General features: G+C 71.5%; 21 protein-coding genes. 7 read left to right on the top strand and 14 right to left on the bottom strand.

Translation table 11 applies throughout. From position 1 onward, the window contains the following. Nucleotides 1-127 precede the first annotated feature (127 nt). Nucleotides 128-2128 (top strand): N-6 DNA methylase, encoded by a 2001-nt coding sequence (locus ACFU5K_RS15415; protein WP_384061127.1) that lies wholly within the window; start codon nucleotides 128-130, stop codon nucleotides 2126-2128. Nucleotides 2129-2194: 66 nt separating this feature from the next. Here ACFU5K_RS15415 and ACFU5K_RS15410 read toward each other — a convergent pair whose 3' ends face one another. The 3 genes from ACFU5K_RS15410 to ACFU5K_RS15400 all read right to left on the bottom strand — a co-directional run bounded on the left by ACFU5K_RS15410 (nucleotide 2195) and on the right by ACFU5K_RS15400 (nucleotide 5922). After that, nucleotides 2195-3280 carry a S1 family peptidase gene (locus ACFU5K_RS15410; RefSeq protein ID WP_384061125.1) on the bottom strand — a complete coding sequence of 362 codons (1086 nt, stop codon included), beginning with the start codon at nucleotides 3278-3280 and terminating at the stop codon, nucleotides 2195-2197. Between the two features lie 506 nt (nucleotides 3281-3786). Then, nucleotides 3787-4593 (bottom strand): DUF1684 domain-containing protein, encoded by an 807-nt coding sequence (locus ACFU5K_RS15405; protein ID WP_384061122.1) that lies wholly within the window; start codon nucleotides 4591-4593, stop codon nucleotides 3787-3789. A 126-nt stretch (nucleotides 4594-4719) separates the two neighbouring features. Beyond that, the gene (locus ACFU5K_RS15400) at nucleotides 4720-5922 is read right to left on the bottom strand and encodes a DUF5685 family protein (protein ID WP_384061172.1); all 1203 of its coding nucleotides are present in this window, start codon (nucleotides 5920-5922) and stop codon (nucleotides 4720-4722) included. Nucleotides 5923-6230: 308 nt separating this feature from the next. On the opposite strand from ACFU5K_RS15400, the gene ACFU5K_RS15395 reads away from it, so the two are divergent. Beyond that, a complete protein-coding gene (locus tag ACFU5K_RS15395; RefSeq protein ID WP_327120104.1) occupies nucleotides 6231-6671 on the top strand; it encodes a cell division protein SepF in 441 nt (146 codons plus the stop codon). Between the two features lie 22 nt (nucleotides 6672-6693). Here ACFU5K_RS15395 and ACFU5K_RS15390 read toward each other — a convergent pair whose 3' ends face one another. After that, nucleotides 6694-7914: an acyl-CoA dehydrogenase family protein gene (locus ACFU5K_RS15390; protein WP_384061119.1), complete on the bottom strand. Its 1221-nt coding sequence runs from the start codon at nucleotides 7912-7914 to the stop codon at nucleotides 6694-6696. Between the two features lie 90 nt (nucleotides 7915-8004). Further along, nucleotides 8005-9723, bottom strand: coding sequence for an MFS transporter (locus ACFU5K_RS15385; protein WP_384061115.1), 1719 nt, complete (start codon nucleotides 9721-9723; stop codon nucleotides 8005-8007). Between the two features lie 480 nt (nucleotides 9724-10203). On the opposite strand from ACFU5K_RS15385, the gene ACFU5K_RS15380 reads away from it, so the two are divergent. Next, nucleotides 10204-11217, top strand: a complete 1014-nt coding sequence (locus tag ACFU5K_RS15380) for a phosphatase PAP2 family protein (RefSeq protein ID WP_384061112.1) — start codon at nucleotides 10204-10206, stop codon at nucleotides 11215-11217. A 95-nt stretch (nucleotides 11218-11312) separates the two neighbouring features. On the opposite strand, the gene ACFU5K_RS15375 is transcribed toward ACFU5K_RS15380, so the two are convergent. Both ACFU5K_RS15375 and ACFU5K_RS15370 read right to left on the bottom strand, forming a co-directional pair. Beyond that, nucleotides 11313-11528: an I78 family peptidase inhibitor gene (locus ACFU5K_RS15375; protein WP_384061109.1), complete on the bottom strand. Its 216-nt coding sequence runs from the start codon at nucleotides 11526-11528 to the stop codon at nucleotides 11313-11315. Nucleotides 11529-11955: 427 nt separating this feature from the next. Further along, nucleotides 11956-13236 carry a glycosyltransferase family 4 protein gene (locus ACFU5K_RS15370; RefSeq protein WP_384061106.1) on the bottom strand — a complete coding sequence of 427 codons (1281 nt, stop codon included), beginning with the start codon at nucleotides 13234-13236 and terminating at the stop codon, nucleotides 11956-11958. A gap of 302 nt (nucleotides 13237-13538) precedes the next feature. Here ACFU5K_RS15370 and ACFU5K_RS15365 point away from each other — a divergent pair, with 302 nt between their 5' ends. Next, complete coding sequence (locus ACFU5K_RS15365) at nucleotides 13539-14321, top strand: hypothetical protein (RefSeq protein ID WP_384061169.1); 783 nt, start codon at nucleotides 13539-13541, stop codon at nucleotides 14319-14321. 137 nt (nucleotides 14322-14458) lie between these two features. Continuing rightward, nucleotides 14459-14764 (top strand): hypothetical protein, encoded by a 306-nt coding sequence (locus ACFU5K_RS15360; protein ID WP_384061103.1) that lies wholly within the window; start codon nucleotides 14459-14461, stop codon nucleotides 14762-14764. Between the two features lie 88 nt (nucleotides 14765-14852). Here ACFU5K_RS15360 and der read toward each other — a convergent pair whose 3' ends face one another. The 6 genes from der to ACFU5K_RS15330 form a co-directional block, all read right to left on the bottom strand. Then, entirely contained in the window at nucleotides 14853-16322 is a 1470-nt protein-coding gene (gene der / locus ACFU5K_RS15355) for a ribosome biogenesis GTPase Der (RefSeq protein ID WP_384061101.1), read from the bottom strand. Between the two features lie 63 nt (nucleotides 16323-16385). After that, nucleotides 16386-17045: a lysophospholipid acyltransferase family protein gene (locus ACFU5K_RS15350; RefSeq protein WP_384061098.1), complete on the bottom strand. Its 660-nt coding sequence runs from the start codon at nucleotides 17043-17045 to the stop codon at nucleotides 16386-16388. Continuing rightward, nucleotides 17042-17758 (bottom strand): (d)CMP kinase, encoded by a 717-nt coding sequence (cmk, locus tag ACFU5K_RS15345; RefSeq protein WP_384061096.1) that lies wholly within the window; start codon nucleotides 17756-17758, stop codon nucleotides 17042-17044. The genes ACFU5K_RS15350 and cmk overlap by 4 nt, the downstream gene beginning before the upstream one ends. A gap of 113 nt (nucleotides 17759-17871) precedes the next feature. Further along, nucleotides 17872-18957 (bottom strand): prephenate dehydrogenase, encoded by a 1086-nt coding sequence (locus ACFU5K_RS15340; protein ID WP_384061093.1) that lies wholly within the window; start codon nucleotides 18955-18957, stop codon nucleotides 17872-17874. Then, nucleotides 18954-19316 carry a chorismate mutase gene (aroH, locus tag ACFU5K_RS15335; protein WP_384061090.1) on the bottom strand — a complete coding sequence of 121 codons (363 nt, stop codon included), beginning with the start codon at nucleotides 19314-19316 and terminating at the stop codon, nucleotides 18954-18956. The genes ACFU5K_RS15340 and aroH overlap by 4 nt, the downstream gene beginning before the upstream one ends. A 215-nt stretch (nucleotides 19317-19531) precedes the next feature. Further along, nucleotides 19532-19690 carry a hypothetical protein gene (locus ACFU5K_RS15330; RefSeq protein ID WP_384061087.1) on the bottom strand — a complete coding sequence of 53 codons (159 nt, stop codon included), beginning with the start codon at nucleotides 19688-19690 and terminating at the stop codon, nucleotides 19532-19534. Here ACFU5K_RS15330 and ACFU5K_RS15325 point away from each other — a divergent pair. After that, nucleotides 19689-20096 carry a Rieske (2Fe-2S) protein gene (locus ACFU5K_RS15325; protein ID WP_384061084.1) on the top strand — a complete coding sequence of 136 codons (408 nt, stop codon included), beginning with the start codon at nucleotides 19689-19691 and terminating at the stop codon, nucleotides 20094-20096. The two genes, ACFU5K_RS15330 and ACFU5K_RS15325, sit on opposite strands and share 2 nt — an antisense overlap. Before the next feature lie 19 nt (nucleotides 20097-20115). Beyond that, nucleotides 20116-20829 (top strand): DNA polymerase beta superfamily protein, encoded by a 714-nt coding sequence (locus tag ACFU5K_RS15320; protein WP_384061081.1) that lies wholly within the window; start codon nucleotides 20116-20118, stop codon nucleotides 20827-20829. Here ACFU5K_RS15320 and ACFU5K_RS15315 read toward each other — a convergent pair. Then, nucleotides 20815-21654: a DNA polymerase beta superfamily protein gene (locus ACFU5K_RS15315; protein ID WP_384061078.1), complete on the bottom strand. Its 840-nt coding sequence runs from the start codon at nucleotides 21652-21654 to the stop codon at nucleotides 20815-20817. The genes ACFU5K_RS15320 and ACFU5K_RS15315 overlap by 15 nt on opposite strands. Between the last annotated feature and the right edge of the window lie 2 nt (nucleotides 21655-21656).

The following is a 21656-nucleotide window of genomic DNA, read 5'->3' as shown; positions in this document are numbered from 1 at the left end:
ACACTTCCTGCACGCCGACATCGCAGGGCCGACCTGTGAACAAAGTCAACGATCGTAGTAGCCTGCCATGACTGAGGCCGCTGCAACGCCGACCCGCCCGGCCCGCCAAGGACCCGGAGACCCTCGAATGCGCACAGCCAACGCCGTACCGGTCAGTCTCGCCGAGATCGCCAGGATCGCGGGAGTGGGGCGGGCGGCCGTCAGTAACTGGCGCCGACGCCACGACTCGTTCCCGTCCCGTATCGGCGGCACGGACGTCAGCCCCCAGTTCTCACTGTCCGAGGTCGAGCAATGGCTGCGCGGCAACGGAAAACTTCACGACGTCGCCGGCCGCGAATTCCTCTGGCCCCGGTTCGAAGCGCTGGGCAGCCGGGACGAATCCGGGCTCGCCGTGGCAGAGGCCGCCCGCCGGATGCGCTCCCCGCGTGCCCGGTCCCAGCACCCGGGCCTCTCCGAGGAAGCACGGGACCTTGCCGGCGAGGCCGCTCGGCTGGGGCGGAGTGAAGGACCCCGCGACACCTTCGAATTCCTCTTGCAGCGGTGGCTGGACACCCACGTCCGCCAGCTCAGCACCACACCCGCTCCACTGGCTTCGCTCATGGCCCGGATCGCGCTCGGCGCCCGGCTCGGCGAGGGCGCCGGCGGTCTCACGGTCTTCGATCCCGCGTGCGGCACAGGACACCTCCCGGTGGCGGCCGCCCAGGAGTACACCGGTCCGGACTTGGCCCTGAAGGGGTGCGAACGGGATCCGGCACTCGCCGCCCTCGCCACGGCCCGCATCGGCTTCGCGACAGAAGACCGGACCGACGTACGTTCGGAGATCGCCACGGCAGACGCCCTGCGCGCCGACCCGTTCGTAGGGCTGCGGGCCGACATCGCACTGTGCAACCCGCCGTTCAACGAGCGTGACTGGGGTTATGAGGAACTCGCCACGGACCAACGCTGGATCCACGGGCTACCGCCTCGCACCGAACCGGAGCTGGCCTGGGTCCAACACCTTCTGACCCACCTCCGGCCGGGCGGCACGGCCGTGGTGATCCTTCCTCCGGCCGTCGCGTCACGCAAGGCGGGCCGCCGTATCCGGGGTTCACTGCTGCGCACGGGAACACTGCGGGCGGTCGTCGCGCTGCCGCCGGGCTGCGCTCAGCCGCACAGCGTCTCGCTCCAGCTGTGGCTGCTGCGGGCCGCCCCCGATGCCACAGCCGTCACAGCCTCGGGTGCCCAGGATGCCCTCCTGGTCGACGCGACCAGACTCGCGAAGGCCGGTGCGCGTGAGCAGGGCCCCGACTGGAACGCGCTGACCGACTTCGTGCTGTCCGCCGTGTCCCAGCTCGACAAGCCGGGGGGCGACCTGCCGGACGGTGCCGTGAGGATTCCTCTCCTCGACCTGCTGGACGACGAGGTGGACGTCACCCCGGGCCGCTACACCTCTGCGGGCAGCGACCCGTCGGACGTCGAACTCACCGCGTCCTGGAACGAGCTGGCCGGCTCCCTCGTCCAGCTGAACGGCCTGGTGAAGAGCTTGTCCACATTGGGAGTCTCGGCCGGCGAATCCCGCACCACCGCGACGGTCGGCGACCTCATGAAAGCGGGCGCGCTCACCCTGCGGGCCGGGCAACAGCCCGCAGACACCGCGGGACCACGCCCCGGAGACTCGGGGCTGCCGCTCCTCACCGTCGCCGACCTGCTGGTGGACGGAACCCCGAGCGCCGAGATCGCTCCGGAGTCCGCCCCGACCGTGGCCGAGGAGGGTGACGTCGTCGTCGCCGGGGTCATCCGCGCCTTCCGGGCCTGGGTCCACGATGGGCCGCCGATCGCCCTGGGGCCCCAGCTCCATGCGCTGCGGGCGGACCCGGAGAAGCTGAACACCCACTTCCTGGCCGGGTGTCTGCGCGCTCCGTCCAACGGTCGCCAGGCCGGCACGCATGCCTCCAGCTCGTCCCGCGTCGACATCAGACGCCTGCAGGTGCTCCAACTACCGCTGGAGGAGCAGGCCGCGTACGCGGAGGCCTTCCGGCACCTCACATCCTTCACTCGGTTGCTGACACGTGCGGATGCCCTGGGCCAGCAGCTCGCAGGCGAGATCGGCGGCCAGCTCGCGGCCGGCGGGCTGACACCCGGACGTTGACGCGGTGCGGTCCGAGCCTCCCCAGCGCCTCCGGACGTCCGAATCGCCGGTCCTGCCGGACCGGTGTCAGCCGATCTCGGCGCCGAACGCCGCCAGCGCCTCGGGGACCGGCTGGAAGAACGTCTCGCCGCCGGCGGAGCAGTCGCCGCTGCCGCCCGACGTCAGGCCGATCGCCGTGTCGCCCGCGAACAGCGAGCCGCCGCTGTCACCCGGCTCGGCGCAGACGGTCGTCTGGATGAGACCGTTGACGATGTCGCCGTTGCCGTAGTTGACCGTGGCGTCCAGGGCGGTGACCTCACCGTCGTGGACCTGGGTCGTGGAGCCGCTGCGGGTCACCGTCATGCCGACGGTCGCGTCGCCCGCCTTGGTGATCGGCTGGGTGGAGCCGTTGTAGAGGTCCACCTCGCTCGGGTGCGCCGTGTCCGACGTGTACTTGACGAGGCCGTAGTCGTTGTCCGGGAAACTGGACCCCTCGTTGGCGCCGATCTCCCCGCCGCCCTGGGAGTCCGACCAGCTGGTGATCGACTCGGTGCAGTGCCCGGCCGTCAGGAAGTACGGCTCGCCGCCCTTGACCACGTTGAAGCCCAGTGAGCAGCGCCCGCCGTTGCCCCAGATCGCGTCGCCTCCGGCGATGAGCGGCTTGAACTCCCCCGCCGACTTCGTGAGCTCGGCCTTGGCACCGAGACCCTCGACGACCGTGCTGAGCTTGTCCCAGTCCGCTCCGTCGACCGTGCGGTCGGCGGTGACGACCACCTTGTTGCTGACCGGGTCGACGGCCCAGGAGGTGCCCGGGATGGTCGCCTTGGCCGAGAGGGTCTGCCGGGCGTCCGTCAGCTCGGCCGGCGTGTTCTCCACGAGTCTGGCCCTGCCGCCCGCTTGGCGGACGTGCTCGGCGGCAGCCTCGTCGACGACGTTGACGACGAGGTTCCTGGTCTCGGCGTCGTAGTACGCGCCCGCCGTGTCACCGCGCAGCGCCTTGTCCAGGGAGGCGGCGAGAGTTCCGGCCGAGTGGGCGTTGAGGGTCTTCGCGGTGAACGTGGGTACGTCGTCACTGGCGTTCGCAGTCTGGAACGTCACTCCTGCTGCGACCAGGGCGAGGACGGCCGATCCGGCCATCGCCGCGCGCTTCCTGGATATGCGTCGGTGCTTCAACTTGACCTCCTGTGGGGCCGTGTACGGACAAGTGGGGTGCCCGGAACACGGAGGATGGGGCGCCCACTATTCCGATGCCGCCGATAGCACACAAGGTCGACTTCCGGACGCGCACATGACGACGACCGTTCGCCCCCGACTCGTCCACAACCAGGGCTTCGCACCACGTCGGTTCCGATCGCGAACACCCGGTGCGATCGGAGACCGGCAACGGGTGAGGACTAGTCCTGTCCTGTAATCGCGCCTGGAGTGCGGATGCCGCGGAGGGCGTTCCTGAAGCCGAACACCGCCCGGTGCTCCCGGACGCCCCGAACACCACCGGTTCACCCCGGCAGGGAGTGCCGGTACCGCCGCGGCTGGGCGGTCATCGAACAGCTGCTGAATACAGAGACTTGGAGCCCGGACATGGCGGGGAGACCCAGGTGCCGGGGCTACCGAGGCCGAGAAGCCCGCCGGGAGGGAGGGGACGGAAGTGACCGGACCGGGAGCGGCACCGCTGCGACGGATCAGCCGTCGATACGGTTCCGCTCCCCCGCCGGCACGGCCACGGTGAGCGTGTTGCCGGGCGGCGGGAGGGGGCAGATGAAGTGGTCCGCGAAGGCGCACGGTGGCAGCAGCGCGCGGTTGAAGTCGACCCGCACCCTGCCGTCCTCGCCCGGCGCGGCGGGCCGCAGGAAGCGGAAGCGGTAACTGCTCGTGCCGCTGGTGGTGTCGGCGAAGACGGCCCAGAGGGAGCCGTCAGGTTCGACCGCCACCTGGAGGGTGTGCTCGGTTCCGTCCACGGTGAAGGCGATCTCGCCCGAGAGCCCCAGCCCCCGCTCGCGCCCGTCGGCGTTCTCGACCCTGATGTTCTTCTCGGTGCCGTACGGCCGGAACGTGCCGTTCAGTGACCAACGCGGGTCGTACGGGGTGGCATCGATGGTCCGGAAGGCGTGCCTGGCCGGCGAGAGGGGGTCGAAGTCCCGGACCGCCCAGAGGCCTTCGCGGCGCAGCACGACCAGCCGGCGCTCCCCCTGGGCCACCCTCGACGTTTCGATGGGCCCACGGTCGGCGTCCAGGCGGACGTCACCGGTGAACGGCTTTCCGTCGACGGTCAGCCTGTCCTCGGGACCGGCGGTGAGCACCACCGCGTCGCCGTCCTCGAGCCACTGTCCGGGAACTGCCGGAATGCGGCCCTCCGGATGGTCGGCGAGCCAGTGGGTACCGGTGAGGGCGAGCGGGCCGTGCGGCGCGGCCACCGCGACGATGCGGCCTTCGTGCCAGCGCTGCCACGCGTGGAAGTCCTCGCTGTCCTGCTGTGCGTCCGTGCTCATGCGGTCAACCTTTCCATACCGGCTCGGCCAGGCCGAGGTGCGACCTCGCAGTGGGACCGGTGTATTCGGAGCGGCAGGCTCCGCGTTCCTGAAGGAGCGAGACGGCCGGTACGGCCTGACGGCTCCTCAGCAGTCGCACCCGCAGTCACAGCCCTCGCCGCAGCTGCAGCAGTTCCCGCAGCAGTCGCAGCCCTCGCCGCAGCCCTCGCAACAGTCGCAGCAGTCGGCCTTGCGGCAGAGCCCCTCACGCTCCCGGCCGCTCCACGGGTCGTGGAAGCTGCCGGCGCAGCACATCTGGCAGGTGCAGGCGAGTCCGGCCCAGACCAGGCAGCCGGCGATGAGGCCGCGCCGGTTGCGGGGCGGCTCGGGCGGGAGGGGCGGGCCGGGAGGACCACCGGGGGTCGGGGCGTACGGGTTCCCGGGCGGCGGGCCGAACGACCCGGCCGGCCGCCCGCTCTCCTGGTGGGTGCACGAGGCGGAGCCGAAGGCCCGGTCCACCGAGCGCCGCAGTTCGTGCACCAGCAGCACGTGGGCCAGCGTGCCGTCGGTGAATTCCGCGTCCCTCATCGCGAGGCGCACGCCGTGAAGCGCGTCGTCGCACAGCCGGCGGGCCTCGGCGAGCGGCGTACCGGTCGCGGTGAGCGGGTTCCAGGCTCCTGACGCGGCGTCTGTTTCGCGGTCCTCCACGGCGTCCAGCAGGTGGGCGAGGCGCCCGAAGAGGCGCCCGGCCTCGGCGAGCGGCGCGGCGTTCCCCGGCTTGCCCGCGAGCACGGCGGTGTGCGCGAAGGCCGCGGCGGTGGCCGTCTCTGTGGGTTCGGTGACCGTGAGCAGCGGGGTGCCCGGCCCTGCGAGGGACTCGATCCCGGTCTGCCGGTCGACCGCGTCGACCAGTACGGCGGTGTCGAAGCCGAGCTCGGCGCCGGTGCGCGCGCCCGCCCTGTCCCAGCCCGCGGCGACCCGGCGTGCGGCGGCCGCCACCGGGCGTCGCTTCAACAGCCCGTCCCGGTCGGCCACATGGTCGCGTACCTTCGCGGACGCCAGCACCAGTGACACGGCGGCGGCGAGCCTGGCCCCTTCTCCCCTGGCCACCGGGGCCGTCCGCATCGAGCGCAGGGGGCAGGGGCCCGCGGTCCGCCGCTGTCCGCCGTCCCGCACGGACTGAGCCTCCGTCAGGACCGAGACGATCAGGCCGTCGTAGTTCGTCACGACCCGGGCGAACTGTCCGTGGTCGGCGCGCAGGGCGAGGCACAGCCCGCAGAGGTGCGCCATCCAGTCCGTCCTGAGCCCTTCGGAGAGCCGGTGGGTGCAGGGCCTCACGACTCCGAACACGACGATCCCCCGGGAGTCGTTCACCTGACGCGCCGCGCTCGTGCGTCCGCGCGGCGTGCATCGTATCGAGTGATCCGTTCACCCGTACGCCCTCCATGTCACCCGTACGGACGGAGCATCATATTTTCCTTCCGCAACCCCACTTATCCGGTATGAACCCTGACGAATCGCCACATGATCTGCACCAGTAGCGTCACGAATCGCCTGCGCGCCGACTATCCCCTTGGCGGTGTATCCGCATCATGGACGACCATAGGGATAGGAAAGAGATGCGGAACACCAGAGAACCGCGGTGAGAGGAGGCGTCCATGGGATCGGTGCGCAAGGCAAGTGCCTGGCTGGGCCTCGTGGAGGACAACGACGAGCGGTACTACGACGACGAGTACTCCGAGGATGGCGATACCGGCACGAACCAGCCCTGGGTGACCGACCCCCGCGTCCAGGTCGCGTCGGACAAGGCCGAGGACACGGGCCGCCGGATCGCCACGGTCACGCCGGACAGCTTCCGGGACGCGCGGGGCATCGGTGAGCTCTTCCGGGACGGCGTACCGGTGATCGTCAACCTGACGGCCATGGACCCCACCGACGCGAAACGCGTCGTGGACTTCGCCGCGGGACTGACCTTCGGACTCCGCGGCTCGATCGAGCGCGTGGCGACCCGGGTCTTCCTGCTGACCCCCGCCCACACCCAGGTGGTGAACGGCGAAGCCGTCGGCCGGCCGGCCGACGGCTTCTTCAACCAGAGCTGAGCAGGGCGCTCGCCGGGGAGTCCTACCGGAAAGCGTCCAGGCCGGTGAGCGCCTTGCCCAGTACGAGCTGGTGCATCTCCACGGTTCCCTCGTAGGTGAGCACCGACTCCAGGTTCGTCGCGTGACGCATCACCGGGTACTCCAGCGAGATCCCGTTGGCGCCGAGGATCGTCCGCGAGGTGCGGCAGATCTCGATCGCCTCCCGCACGTTGTTGAGCTTTCCGAAACTGACCTGCTCCGGGCGGAGCCCGCCCGCGTCCATCCGGCGGCCCAGGTGGTGGGCGAGCAGGATGCCCTTGTGGAGTTCCAGGGCCATGTCCGCGAGCTTGGCCTGGGTGAGCTGGAATCCGCCGATCGGCTTGCCGAACTGCTCGCGGGACTTCGCGTAGTCCAGCGCCGCCTCGAAGCTTGCGCGCGCCGCCCCCATGGCTCCCCACACGATGCCGTAGCGGGCGTGGTTGAGACAGCCGAGCGGTCCGCGCAGTCCGGTCGCCCCCGGCAGGACCGCGTCGGCGGGCAGCCGCACCCCGTCGAGTACCAGCTCACTGGTGACGGAAGCGCGCAGGGACCACTTGTGCCTGATCTCGGGCGCGGAGAAGCCGGGGCTGTCCGTCGGCACGACGAACCCGCGGATGCCCGCACCACCGCTCGCCTCGTCGGTCTGCGCCCAGACGACGGCCACCCCGGCGACCGATCCGTTGGTGATCCACATCTTGCGCCCGGTGAGGACCCAGTCGGTGCCGTCGCGCTTGGCGTACGTCCGCATTCCGGCCGGGTCCGAGCCGTGGTCGGGCTCGGTGAGGCCGAAACAGCCGATGATCTCGCCCGCGGCCATGCCCGGCAGCCACCGCTCCTTCTGCTCCTCGGAGCCGAAGCGGTGGATGGCGTACATCGCGAGGGAGCCCTGGACGGAGACCAGGGAGCGGATCCCGCTGTCCGCGGCCTCCAGCTCCAGACAGGCCAGGCCGTACTGGACGGCGCTCGCCCCCGCGCAGCCGTACCCCTTCAGGGACATGCCCAGCGCGCCGAGCGAACCCAGCTCCCGGGCCAGTTCGCGGATGCCGGGCAGTTCGCCGTTCTCGTACCACTCGGCGATGTGCGGCAGGACCCGGTCGGTGGCCCAGGTGCGCACGGTGTCGCGGATCGCGAGGTCGTCCGGGTCGAGGACGTCGTCGATGCCGAGGGGGTCGCGCGGGTCGAACGGCGGGAGCTTCGACGGCTTCGCGGACTCGGTGGTGGACATGAGGGTGCCTCCGGCGGCTCACACGGTACGGAAACGCGCCACGGACTGAAACTAGCAGTGCTCATTTCGACGCCCTGCCGACGTTACGGCTCAGCGTGCGGCCCGTCCAGAGCCGGTCGCCTCGGCCGGTTCGCGCCGCGCGGGGAGCGGCAGCCCGCGCCCCTGCCCGGCCGGCGCCTGGCGGCGCCTCTGCTCACGGCGCGGCCCGCGCGGCGCGGTGGCCTGCTCCGGCACGGCGGCCTGCGACTCCCAGGACGCCTTCGCGGTGGAGCAGTCCATGACGCGCGGCAGACGCAGTGCCGCCAGGGCTCCGAGCAGCAGCAGACCCGCGCTGACCAGGAGCGTGATGTGCAGCCCCTGCACGAAGGCGTGGCGCGCGGTGTCGCGCAGCAGGTCGCCCATGGGTCCGCCGAGCCGCCCCGCGACCTGGTAGGCCTCACCGAGCGAGTGCGAGGCGGCCGATCCGGCCGAGGCGGGCACGCCCTCCTCGTGGAGCCGGGAGAGGCCGGGGGCGTACGCGGCGTTCATGACGCTGCCGAGCAGGGCGATCCCCATACCCGCCCCCAGCTGGTATGAGGTCTCACCGATCGCGGCCGCGCCGCCCGCCCGTTCGGCGGGGACCTCGCTCAGCATGGATTCGTACGCCCCGAACAGCGTGGACTGCAGCCCGAAGCCCAGCAGCACGAAGGCGGCCGTGAGCAGCGCGGGCCGGTCGTGCTCGCCCATGAGTGTCAGCAGGAGCACCGAGGCCGCCGTGAGCACGAATCCCCAGCCGACCATCCGGCGGGGGCCGACCCGGCGCAGGGTGTACGAGCCGGTGGCGCCCGCGGCCATCGCCGCGAACGTCAGCGGAAGGAGCCGCAGACCGGTCTCCAGCGGGCTGAGGCCGAGGACCAGCTGGAGGTACTGCACGGCGATCAGCTCGAGTCCGACCAGAGCGAGCATGGCCAGCACGATGCAGCCGACGGACGTGGTGAAGGCGGGCCGGGCGAACATCGTGATGTCGATCAGCGGATGTGTACGCCGCTTCTGTCTGCGCACGAAGAGGGCGAGCAGGGCGGCGCCGACGAGCAGGGGGACGAGGGTGGCCGTGTTCACCAGCCCCTCGCCGCCGCCGATCCGCTTGACCCCGAGGACCACACCGAGCACCCCGGCCGCGGCCATGAGCGCGCCGAGCACGTCCCAGGGGCCGTCGTCCCCGCCGCGTGACTCGGGCAGCAGCCAGCGTCCCAGCGGGAGGATCAGCGCCATGAGCGGGATGTTGATCAGGAAGACCGAACCCCACCAGTAGTGCTCGACGAGGAATCCGCCGATGACGGGTCCGGTCGCGGCGCCGACCGCGGCCACCGCGGTCCACACCCCGATGGCGAGAGCTCGCTCACGACGGTCGGGAAAGACCTGGCGGAGTATCGAAAGGGTGGCCGGCATGATCATCGCGCCGCCGACGCCGAGCAGGGCGCGCGCCGCGATCAGCATGCCCTGCGAGTCGGCGGTCGCCGCGAGGGCCGAGGCGGCCCCGAAGAGGGCGTATCCGATGAGAAGGACCCGGCGTCTGCCGATCCGGTCACCCAGCGTGCCGAAAAGAATCAGCAGCGAGGCGCAGACGAGCGGGTAGGCGTCCACGATCCACAGCAGGCCGACGGCGCTCGGCCGGAGGTCCTCGGTGACCGCCGGGACGGCGACGTGCAGCACAGTCGCGTCCAGCGCGACGAGCAGCAGACTGAAGCAGAGGACGACCAGCACGACCCAGCGGTTGGCGCCGTCGGCCGCCGCGCGCAGCCGGCTCACGGCCGTGGACGTCCCAGTCATGTACGTACCTCCCACAATGAGTCCCTCGCGCTCGGCAGACCGCTGGGGGATCCGGCTTCCGGCATCCCCCAGGCCCGGCATCGACGGGCGAGTGGCCGCCAGCGTACGCGAGTTCTCCGTGGTCACACGTGGTGTACGTCATACGTTCGCAGGCCGCGGAGTGTGGCGTACGCCACTTGACTTCCGGCTCCCCGGGCGCCCACCGGGCGCTCCCGTCCGCCGTGCCGCGGCGCGTCAGGCCGCCGCCGGATGCCCGCCCCGAATGCCTTCGCACATGCGGGGCGAAGTGGCCATGCGTCATTTAATCGACACTCAAACATCTCTGCGAATAACGCCGCGCACGAATTGCGGGAGGGTCCGGAGCGATTCCCCGGGAGGCCTGGAATGGATACCGGGCTGAGACAAAGTCCACATCACATCGTCATCACAAAGCCGCGGGATCGGCCGGATCGCACACTCACTCGCTGTAACGTCCATTGCGTGCGTACCGACATCTTTGCCCGTCTGGACCGGGAGCCGGAACCGCCGAAGATAGTGATCCCGCGGATGAGTCGTCACCGCATCGCTCTCTTCGGCGGGACTTTGGCGTTCTATCTCGCCATCGTCGTCGCCGTGCTCGCCTCGTCCTGGCTGGTGGCCCTCGACTGGAAGGTCATGCTGTTCCGGCCCTATCAGCAGTGGCCCGGACTCCACGCCTTCCTCGACTACTACGTCGTGCTCGGACAGCGCGGTCCCACGGCCGTGATGGTCGCCTCCTGGCTCGGCTGGCGCTCCTGGCGCCAGCACACGCTGCGCCCCCTGCTCACGCTCGGGACGTCGCTGCTGCTGCTCAACGTGACCGTGGGTGCGGTCAAGCTCGGTCTGGGGCGGCTGGGACCCCACTACGCCACGGAGATCGGCTCGGCCGAACTCTTCGCCGGCGGCGATATATTTCCTTCGGGACACACCGCCAACGCCGTCGTGACCTGGGGAATCCTTGCCTACCTGGCCACCACGCCGCGCGCCAGGCGCTATCTGTCGGCCGTGTCGGCGTTCGTCTCGCTGGGCGTGGGGCTCACCACGGTCTACATCGGCACCCACTGGCTCAGCGACGTGCTGCTGGGCTGGGCGGCCGGCCTGCTGATCCTGCTGGCCCTGCCGTGGTTCGAGCCGCTGATCACGCGTACCGAGGTGTGGATCCTCTCGGTGCGCGAGCAGTGGCGGGCCCGGCGCAGGCTCCCCGAGTCCGCTCCGGCGGCTCCGGTGGCGCCCGGGCCGGTCGTCGTGCTGCCGCAGTCGCTGAGCGGCGGCGAAGCCGCCCAGGAAACCGCGGCCAAGGGTCCGGCGGGCACCGCCGGCCATCCGGGGGCGGCGCGGGCGAGGGCGCACCCCGTGCGCTCCGAGCGGACGCCGCTCACCCCGGGCGGCTCGCGCCGCCCGCCGCACGCGGACCGCGCGCCCCGCGGCGCCACCACTCCGGCCCGTCCCGTCACCGGCGGAGGCGTGTCCTCCTGACCTGCGGGGACGGCGCACACCTTCGGAAACGTGCATGAGTGAGGGCCCCGGCCGAGCCGGGGCCCTCACTCGTGCACGGCTTCTGCGTGCCGGGGTCAGCCCACCCAGCAGCGGGTCACCGTGGCGTCCTGGACCTCGAAGTTGATGCGGCCGCTCCGGAACTCCATGGTGATGACCGTGCCCGGCGGGAGGGCCCGGACGGTGCTCCAGCCGCGCGCTCTGGCCTGCTGGTCGGCGGCCTCGGCGGCGAGGCCGACGTAGGAGTCGGGGTTGTCGTCGGGCTGGGCGGAAGGGCTGGGTAGAGGTGCCATACCTCTCACCGTAGGCCGCGTCGCACCGTGACGGAAGCGGGGAGGGCCCGGCATCGGCGCACCCCCATGTCCCTCGGCGGTCACGCTTGTGTCACAGGATCCCCACGGCCGTTTACGCCGGGCCAGTTCATCCGAACGGGCCTACGAGCGCCGGGAAACACTCATTGCGAACCGTTCGCATAATGCCGCGACGTGCCCGCCCCGGCTAAATGCACACCGGCTGAATCCAGCGTCATACCCGTTTCCGTCCGCCCACGGAAAGGTGAATGCACGACCGCGTCACCCAGAATTCGCTCCCCCTTATTCGGGGCTTACTCGGGCAGCCCCCCTCCACCCGCGCGCATCCTCCTCAAGGGGCGGCCCCCGACGCCATCCGGAATGAATCGCTCCGGCGTGCGGCGCCCGGGGGCCTGCCTGGCGCGCGCCTTCAGGCCCGGACTCCGCGGATCGCCCCCGCCGCCTTGTGCCGCAGCGCGTACACCCCGTCCAGGACATCACCCCTGGAGCGCTGGACCGCGTTGCGCAGCATGCCCTGCGACCGGCCCCTCGCACCGCGCCCGACCAGCTCGGCGAACAGCTTCTCGTGCCGCTCCGCGATGAGCGCGGGATCGAACCGCGCGGCGGACGACCGCGCGGCCCGGCCCATCCGGTGCCGGAGTCCGTCGTCGTCCACCAGCGCGAGGAGGGCCCGCGCGAAGCCGGCCGTGTCCCCGAGCGGCACCAGCCGGCCGTCCGTGCCGTCCTCGATGATCTCGGCGGGCCCGTGGGGGCAGTCCGTGGCCACGACCGGCACCCCGCAGCGCATCGCCTCGACGATGGTCATCCCGAAGGACTCGCGCTCTGAGGTGACGGCCGCGATGGATCCCTTGGGCCACTCCGCCTCCATCGGATCGACCGAACCCATCAGGAGCACGCGCTCGGCGAGCCCTAGCTCCTCGATGAGCGCACGAAGGGGCTGGCGCTCGTTGCCGGACGCGTCGCCCCCGCCGTAGATCCGCAGCCGCCACCCGGGGCGTGCGGACGCCACCTCGGCGAAGGCCCGGATCAGGACGTCGTAGCGCTTGACCCGGTGCAGGCGGCCCGCCGCCACGATCCACTTCGCGTCACCGTCCGCGGGCGGGCCCTCCGGCTCGGGGACGCTGTTCGCAATGGCCTCGATCCTGACACCCGGCAGCCGGAGCCTGTTGTGGTAGTCCCGCGCGTCGGCCTCGGTGACGGTCGTGAGCGCGTCGAACAGCCCGTACCGGTGCCTTATCTCCCGACGCAGCCGGTAGCTGTGGCTCTCCAGGGTGAGGTGCTCCTGCCCGACGCGCACCGGACCGCGCCGCGCCTGCCTGCTGATGTGGATGTTGAGGCCCGGGCGCGTTCCGACCACGACATCTGACTCCAGCGCCCCGAGATGGGCCGCGATGCGCCTGTCGGTGAGCCTGCTGTACTGCCGGTACCTGCTGTCGCCCCGGGGGAACACCGAGGCGGGTACGGAGTGGTCGGCGACGGCCCCCTCGTAGTCCGGACTCGACTTGCGCAGATCGACGAGATGGCTCATCCGCACACCGGCCGGCGCGCCGAGCACCGGATCGCCCCGGTGACGGAAGACGGAGACGATCTCGACGTCGTGCTGCTCGGCCAGGGTCCTGGCGAGCGTGAAGGTGGTACGGATCGTTCCCCCGATGCCGTACGCGTTGTGGAGCAGAAATGAAATGTGCATGAAGTAGTCGTTTCCCCTGATCGACTGGTCAGCTTCGGACCTTACGTGGCGTCAGGTAAAAGCACAGCGTTCGCACAGGAGTCGTACAGGCCCGTGACGTTTCGAACGAACAGCCGTCATCCCCGGGGGCGTTTCGCGGAATGTCCGGCTCCGGATTCGTCCCGCGATCCTCGGGCCGATCGCCTCGCCGACTCGGCCGCTTTCTCTGCCGATTCACGCGTGACTCCGGCCCCGGTACGCCCGTTGTCTCTTTCATGAGCCGGGAACCGCCCGGCCCACGCCCCGAGTTCGAGGAGCCCTCCGTGCCGCGCATGCTCGACGTCAGCGAGGACGTACGCGCCGAGATCGGCGATGCCGAAGCCGACAGGCTGCTCGTCGGCGACAGCGCCCCAGGCAGTTACGACTGCACCTCCTGCCGGACCCCCGGCGACTCCGACCAGGAACGCACCAGCACGGTGCTGTTCGTCGGTGACGAGACCGCCGTGCTCGCCTTCGCCCACGCGACCTGCATCCCCTCGCAGGTGGTCCAGGTCGCGGAGGACCAATTGCAGGGAGCGGTGCGGTCCATCACCGGCAGCGAGCCACAGAATCCGGAGGGGCTCATGCCCGAGCAGGCCGTCCTCGGCATCACCAGCGGTCTCGTCCTGATCGAGGACGACCTCCGCCCGGCGCTGGTCGTCGAACCGACCGGGCCGATCGCCCGGCCCGGGACGGACGGCAGTGGCGGCGACCAGTTCCTCCAACTGCTGCTGGAGCAGGGCTTCATGCCCACCCCGCACCTGAACCAGCTCCCCGGTGTCCTTCCCGGCTGGTCGGTCCTCCTCGCCATGGGTCAGCTGCACGCCGTGCTGCAGCCGGGCGCCGGCGGCGGCAACCCGGTCGCCTGGTGGCAGGCGCACCAGCCGCTGCAGGTCACCGAAGGCTGGCGTACCGCCGCGAGCAAGTCGCGGAGCGTACTCGTGTTCGCCGCGCCCGCCGGTTCGATCGGCCAGCAGCCGCGCGAGGACCTCCTGCGCGACGCGCTGGACAAGGCCGCGGTCAACGGTCTGCTGGTCGCCGCGACGATGCCGCTGGCCGGGACCTGATCGTGCCCGTACCGCCGCCCCCTGCCCGCCGAACAGCGATTTCTCCGTCCGGCCCGCATCCGACGGGCGGTGAGGTCGTTGGCACCTACGTGCACTCATACGACCCTTCTCGCCACCAGCAGCCCCCGATCCCGGCCATGCGCCCGTCGCAGGAACCCTCGGGCGGCAAGTCCCCCACCCCGATCTACGACGCCCTGTACTCCGAGTACCGGCGATCGTTCCGGGCGCTTCCGGGGGATCGCACCGGCGAGGAGAATCTCGGCTTCCGGACGTTCGGCATCGGGATGTTCGGCAGCCGTGCACCGCTGAGCGGCCGTACGGCGGCGAACGGCCAGGGAAGCCACGGCGCGGGCGGCGGCAATCCGGGCTCGTGGCAGCGCGTGGGACGGCACGCGGGGCGCGCACGGCCCGCGGCGCTGCCGCCGGGGTCCACGGACGCTTGACGGCACGACGAAGCCCCGGACCGCCCGCTCGACGCGGGGGTCCGGGGCTTCGTCACGCGCCGGCCGGGACTGCCGGGCGGCCCTCAGCTCACTTCTTGCGGCCGCGCTTCTCGCGGACGCGTACGGAGATGTGGATCGGAGTGCCCTCGAAGCCGAACTCCTCGCGCAGACGGCGCTCGACGAAGCGGCGGTAGCCGTGCTCCAGGAAGCCCGAGGCGAAGAGCACGAAGCGCGGGGGCTTGGTGCCCGCCTGGGTTCCGAAGAGGATGCGGGGCTGCTTGCCGCCGCGCACGGGGTGCGGGTGGGAGGCGACGATCTCACCGAGGAAGGCGTTGAGCCGGCCCGTGGGGATACGGGTCTCCCAGCCCTCGATCGCGGTCTCGATCGCCGGGACCAGCTTCTCCATGTGGCGGCCGGTCACCGCCGAGACGTTGACGCGAGGGGCCCAGGCGACCTGCGCGAGCTCCGTCTCGATCTCGCGCTCCAGGTAGTAGCGGCGCTCCTCGTCGAGGGTGTCCCACTTGTTGAAGGCGAGCACGATCGCGCGGCCGGCTTCCACGGCCATGGTGACGATGCGCTGGTCCTGGACGCTGATCGACTCGCTGGAGTCGATCAGGATGACGGCGACCTCGGCCTTCTCCACCGCCGCCGCGGTACGGAGCGAGGCGTAGTAGTCCGCGCCCTCCTGGAGGTGGACCTTGCGGCGGATGCCGGCCGTGTCGATGAACTTCCAGGTGATGCCGCCGAGCTCGATCAGCTCGTCGACCGGGTCGCGGGTGGTGCCGGCGAGCTCGTTGACGACGACGCGGTCCTCGTTGGCGACCTTGTTCAGCAGCGAGGACTTGCCGACGTTCGGACGGCCGATGAGCGCGATGCGGCGGGGGCCGCCGAGCGCGTTGCCGAAGGTCTGGGCCGGCGCCTCGGGCAGGGCTTCCAGTACGGCGTCGAGCATGTCGCCGGTTCCGCGGCCGTGCAGCGAGGAGACCGGGTGGGGCTGGCCGAGACCGAGCGACCAGAGCGCGGTGGCGTCCGCCTCGCCGCTCTGTCCGTCGACTTTGTTGGCGCACAGGACGACGGGCTTCTTGGCCCGGCGCAGCAGCTTGACGACGGCCTCGTCGGTGTCGGTCGCGCCGACGGTGGCGTCGACGACGAAGACGACCGCGTCAGCGGTCGAGATCGCGTACTCGGCCTGGGCGGCGACGGAGGCGTCGAGGCCGAGCACGTCCTGCTCCCAGCCGCCGGTGTCGACGAGCTTGAAGCGGCGGCCGGCCCACTCGGCCTCGTAGGTCACGCGGTCACGGGTGACGCCCGGCTTGTCCTGGACGACGGCCTCGCGGCGGCCGAGGATGCGGTTCACCAGGGTCGACTTGCCCACGTTTGGGCGGCCGACGACGGCGAGCACGGGAAGCGGCCCGTGACCGGCCTCACCGATGGCGCCCTCGACGTCCTCGAGGTCGAAGCCCTCCTGCGCGGCGAGCTCCATGAACTCCGCGTACTCGGCGTCGCCAAGTGCTCCGTGCTCGTGGTCCGAGCCGTCGGAGTGAATCTGGTCGTTCATGAAGTCCGTTCCTCTTTGCATCATCATCGATGGGCCACGATCGCGCGGCCCACTACTCAAGTGTCACAGGCGTCCGGTGAGACGCCTGGCGTTGCCCAGGTGGGCGGCCAGCTCGGCCTGGATACGCACCGTCGCCTCGTCCAGCGCCTTCCTGGTCCGCCGCCCGCTTCCGTCGTCGGCCAGGAAGGCGTCACCGAAGACGACGTCGACCCGGCTGCGCAGCGGAGGCAGCGCCGGTATCAGCCTCCCGCGGCGCTCGGTGCTTCCCAGGACCGCGACGGGGACGATCGGCGCCCCGCCACGCACCGCGAAGTACGCGAGTCCGGCGCGGAGGGAGGCGAAGTCGCCTTCGCCCCGGGTCCCCTCGGGGAAGATCCCCAGGGCCCCGCCGTCCGCCAGCACGCCGAGTGCCTGCGTGATGGCGGTGCGGTCGACGGTCGTACGGTCCACCTTCAGCTGTCCGATTCCGCGCAGGAACGGGTCGAGGGGGCCGACGAACGCCTCCTTCTTGATCAGGAAGTGGACGGGCCTGGGCGCGGTGCCCATCAGCATCGGCCCGTCGAGGTTGTGCGCGTGGTTCACCGCGAGTATGACGGGTCCCGCGGCGGGGACCCGCCACGCGCCGAGCACACGCGGCTTGAACAGCCCGTACATGAGCCCGATGCCGATCCCTCGCCCCACGGCCGCTCCGCGCAGCGTGGGCGCGACAGTGGCTGCGGTCACTTCGCGGCCTGCTTCTCCCCGACGAGGGTGACCACGCACTCGATGACCTGGGCGAGGGTCAGCTCGGTGGTGTCCACCTCGACGGCGTCCCCGGCCTTGGCCAGCGGCGAGGTCTTGCGCCCGGAGTCGGCGGCGTCCCGCTTGATCAGCGCCTCCTTGGTGGCGGTCAGGTCGGAGCCCTTGACCTCTCCGCTGCGGCGGGCCGCGCGCGCCTCGGGGGAGGCGGTCAGGAAGATCTTGATGTCGGCGTCCGGCAGCACGGTGGTTCCGATGTCACGGCCCTCGACGACGATGCCGCCCTCGGCCTCGGCCGCGATCGAGCGCTGCAGCTCGGTGATCCGCGCGCGCACCTCGGGTACCGCGCTGACGGCGCTGACCTGCGAGGTGACCTCCTGGGTGCGGATCGGACCGGAGGCGTCCTCGCCGTCGACGGTGATCGTCGGGGCGGACGGGTCCGTGCCCGAGACGATGACGGGCTTGGCGGAGGCGTCGGCGACCTCGGACGCGTCCCGCACGTCGATGCCGTTGTTCAGCATCCACCAGGTGATCGCGCGGTACTGGGCGCCGGTGTCCAGGTAGCTCAGGCCGAGCTGGGCAGCGACGGCCTTGGACGTGCTCGACTTGCCCGTACCGGAGGGGCCGTCGATGGCGACGATCACTGCGGCCGGGGCGGTCCGGGCGGCGGCGCTTATGGTTTCCACGGTGGTGGACACCTTCCTGGTACACGGGGGCGGGGCGAGCGGGGCCACGTAACGGCCTCCCCCAAGGTTACCGAGTGCGCGAAGCGCCTTTGTACCCCGTGGCCGGCACCCGTCCGGCCGGTCCTTCAGGGTCTGATCGACCAGCCGCGTTCGCTGAGCGCCGCGCCCAGCGAGGGTGCCGCGCTCGGCTCGACCATCAGCTGGACCAGACCGGCCTGCTGGCCGGTGGCGTGCTCGATGCGAACGTCCTCGATGTTGACCCCGGCCCGGCCCGCGTCGGCGAAGATCGCGGCCAGCTCCCCCGGCCGGTCGCTGATGAGCACGGCCACGATCTCGTACGAAGCCGGGGCGGCCCCGTGCTTGCCGGGCACCCTGACCCGGCCGGCGTTGCCGCGCCGCAGGACGTCCTCGATGCCCTCGGTGCCCGAGCGACGCTTGTCCTCGTCGGCGGACTGCAGGCCGCGCAGCGCCCGGACCGTCTCCTCCAGGTCCACAGCGACCCCGGCCAGCACGTCGGCGACCGGGCCGGGGTTGGCGGAGAGGATCTCCACCCACATCCGGGGGTCGGACGCGGCGATCCTGGTGACGTCCCTGATCCCCTGCCCGCACAGGCGGACAGCCGTCTCGTCGGCCTCCTCCAGCCGGGCCGCGACCATGGAGGAGATCAGCTGCGGGGTGTGGGAGACCAGGGCGACGGCGCGGTCGTGGGCGTCCGCGTCCATGACGACCGGGACGGCCCGGCAGAGCGCCACCAGTTCCAGGGCGAGGTTGAGGACCTCGGTGGCGGTGTCCCGGGTCGGGGTGAGGACCCAGGGGCGGCCCTCGAAGAGGTCGGCGGTGGCGGCGAGGGGGCCTGAGCGCTCCTTGCCGGCCATGGGGTGCGTGCCGATGTACGGCGCGAGGTCGACGCCGAGCGCCTCCAGCTCGCGGCGCGGCCCCCCCTTGACGCTGGCGACGTCGAGGTAGGCGCGGGCGGCCCCGTCCCGCATGGCCGTAGCGAGCACGGAGGCGGTGTGGGCGGGCGGTACGGCGACGACCGCCAGGTCGACGGGGCCTTCGGGCGCCTCGTCCGTGCCGGCGCCGAGAGCGGCCGCGGTGTGCGCCGAGGCCCGGTCGCGGTCGACGAGGTGCACCTGGACGCCGCGCCCCGCGAGGGCGAGGGCGGCGGAGGTCCCGACGAGGCCGGTTCCGATGACGAGGGCGGTTCTCACTGGGCGATGTCCTTGCGGAGGGCGCCGGTGGCGCCGAGGTAGACGTGGCTGATCTCCGCCTTGGAGAGATACGTCTCGACATGGGCCATTATGCGGACCACCCGGGGCATGGCACCGGCGATGTCGAGTTCCTGGGCGCAGATCAGCGGCACGTCGACGATTCCGAGGCCCCGCGCGGCGGCCGCGGGAAAGTCGCTGTGCAGGTCCGGGGTGGCCGTGAACCACACGCTGATCAGGTCCTCGGCGACGATCCGGTTGCGCTCCAGGACGGCGGTGAGGAGTTCGCTCACCCGCTCGCCCATGTGTCCGGCTTCGTCCCGCTCCAGCTGGACGGCTCCACGGACCGCTCGTACCGCCACGTTCGTACCCCTCGTTGCTCGTGCTGCGTGCCCTTTCAGCCTAGAGGTGCGGCGGACGGACGGGGCACCGTGCTCTGTCCGTGAGACGCGGCGGCGGCGGCGTGCACGGCCAGGAGCGCGCGTCGGACCTGCCCGGCGAGCTGCTCCGGCGAGGCGTCGATCCGGTCGTGGACCCGGTCGGTGAGTACGCCGGTGAACAGTCACGGCGCTCCCGGTCAGGTCGTGGGCACTCCCCGCGCGGCCTCGACCGCCTCCCGTCCACCCACCTGGCCGTAACCGCAACCTGCCTGGCCGTAACTGCCGCCCGGTTGCTTCGCCGGGGTGCTCCGGCGCGCCACGATGCCCTTCGGGAACCACCACGCGAGGAGAGCCATGAACGCACGGCGAAGGACGGTCCTGGGCGCGGGGGCCGCGGCCCTGGTGACCGGCTGCGGCTCCTCCGGGGAGGGGGGCGGAGGCGGAGGCGGCGAGAGCTCGGCGCCCGCCTCCGACGGCGCGGAGCTGGCCCGGACCTCAGACATCCCCGTCGGCGGCGGCACGATCTTCAAGGACCGCAAGATCGTGGTGACCCAGCCGAAGGCCGGCGAGTTCAAGGCCTTCTCCGCGGTGTGCACGCACGCGGGCTGCATCGTCGCGACGGTGGCGGACGGCACCATCGACTGCCCGTGCCACGGGAGCCGGTTCGGCATCGAGGACGGGGCCGTCGAGCGGGGCCCGGCAACACGGCCTCTCCCGGCGGAGCGGATCACAGTCGAGGGCGGCGCCGTCCGGCAGGCGTAGGACGCGTACCGTCGCGCCCATGATCACCCCTGAAGGCGAACGGCTCGTGCGGGAACACACCGTCTACTCCTGTGTGATGGGCTCCCGTGCCTTCGGGCTGGCCACCGAGGGCAGCGACACGGACCGGCGCGGGGTGTTCCTCGCGCCCACCCCGCTGTTCTGGGGGTTCACCAAACCGCCGGCCCACGTCGAGGGGCCGGGCGAGGAGCAGTTCTCGTGGGAGCTGGAACGCTGCTGCGAGCTGGCGCTGCGGGCCAATCCCAACGTGCTGGAGTGCCTGCACTCCCCCCTCGTGGAGCGGATCGACGACACGGGAGAGGAACTCCTCGCCCTCCGCGGGGCGTTCCTCTCCCGCAGGGCCCACGGGACGTTCGTTCGCTACGCCCTGGGGCAGCGGCGGAAGCTGGAGGCCGACGTCCGTGCGCACGGCGCTCCGCGCTGGAAGCACGCCATGCACCTGCTGCGGCTTCTGACGTCCGGCCGGGACCTGCTGAGGACGGGCGAGCTGCGGATCGAGGTCGGGGACGCGCGCGAGGACCTGCTGGCGGTGAAGCGCGGTGAGGTCCCGTGGGCCGAGGTGGAACGCCGGATGACGCGCCTGGCCGAGGAGAACGACGACGCGGCGACGCGCTCCCCGCTGCCGCCCGAGCCGGACAGGGCCCGCGTGGAGGCGTTCCTGATCCGGGCCAGGCGGACCTCGGCTGGCGGCCGGCACCCCTCAGAGCTGTCCTGACGCCTCACGGACGGCCGGGTTCCCGCCCCCGGGCCGGAGCAGGCCGGACTCCCCCAGCCGCACCCGGACCACGAGATCGTGCAGGGCGTCGAAACCCGACGGGGTATCGGCGAGCCGGGACTCCGCCTGCGCCTCGTCGAGGACGGCGTGGAGCGCCTCGACGTCACGCGCTGCCGACGCGGCGTCCACCATGTGGGCCGCGCCGTGTTCGGCGCCGGCCTTCGCCTCGATCAGGGCGGGCAGGCCGGCCGGCGCGGGCACCTCGCCGATCAGCGTCGGCAGGTGCGCGAGGAGGGTGCCGGTACGCATGAGGTGGATGCCGGTGAGCAGCGCGCGGAAGGTGTAGAGCAGCGGTTTCAGCTCACCCGTCCTCTCGAACAGCCGCCACTGCGTGCCGGCGAATCCCCGGTAGTGGTGGGCGTGATGACGTGTCAGCACCGTCGGGACGAGTGCCGTCAGTTCGGCGTGGAGCGAAGTGGTGTGCACGATCAGCGGCGAGAGGAGCTGCTCCAGCACGTAGCCGTTGGGCTTCAGCATGAGCCGGACGAAATTGCGGAGGTCGTGGGTGACGAGGTCCATCTCGACACCGTCGTGGTCCCACATCCTCGACCGCGTCTCCTCTGGCTGCCGGAGGCCGACCAGGTCCTCGGGGGGCAGGACGTGGACCCCCCGCAGGTCCACGTCCGAGTCCCGCGAGGGGAAGCCGTACAGGTGTGCGCCCGAGACCGTGGCGAACAGGAGCGGGCAGGGCTCCTCGGCGAGTATCCGCGCCAGATCGATGTCCGGCAGCCCGGCCCCTCGCAGGAGCGTCGTGTCCGTGTGCATGG

Source organism: Streptomyces sp. NPDC057428 (assembly GCF_042803195.1).
Taxonomy (GTDB): Bacteria; Actinomycetota; Actinomycetes; order Streptomycetales; family Streptomycetaceae; genus Streptomyces.
Note: the sequence above shows the minus strand (reverse complement) of the source record. Positions and strands in the feature narration are given on the sequence as shown.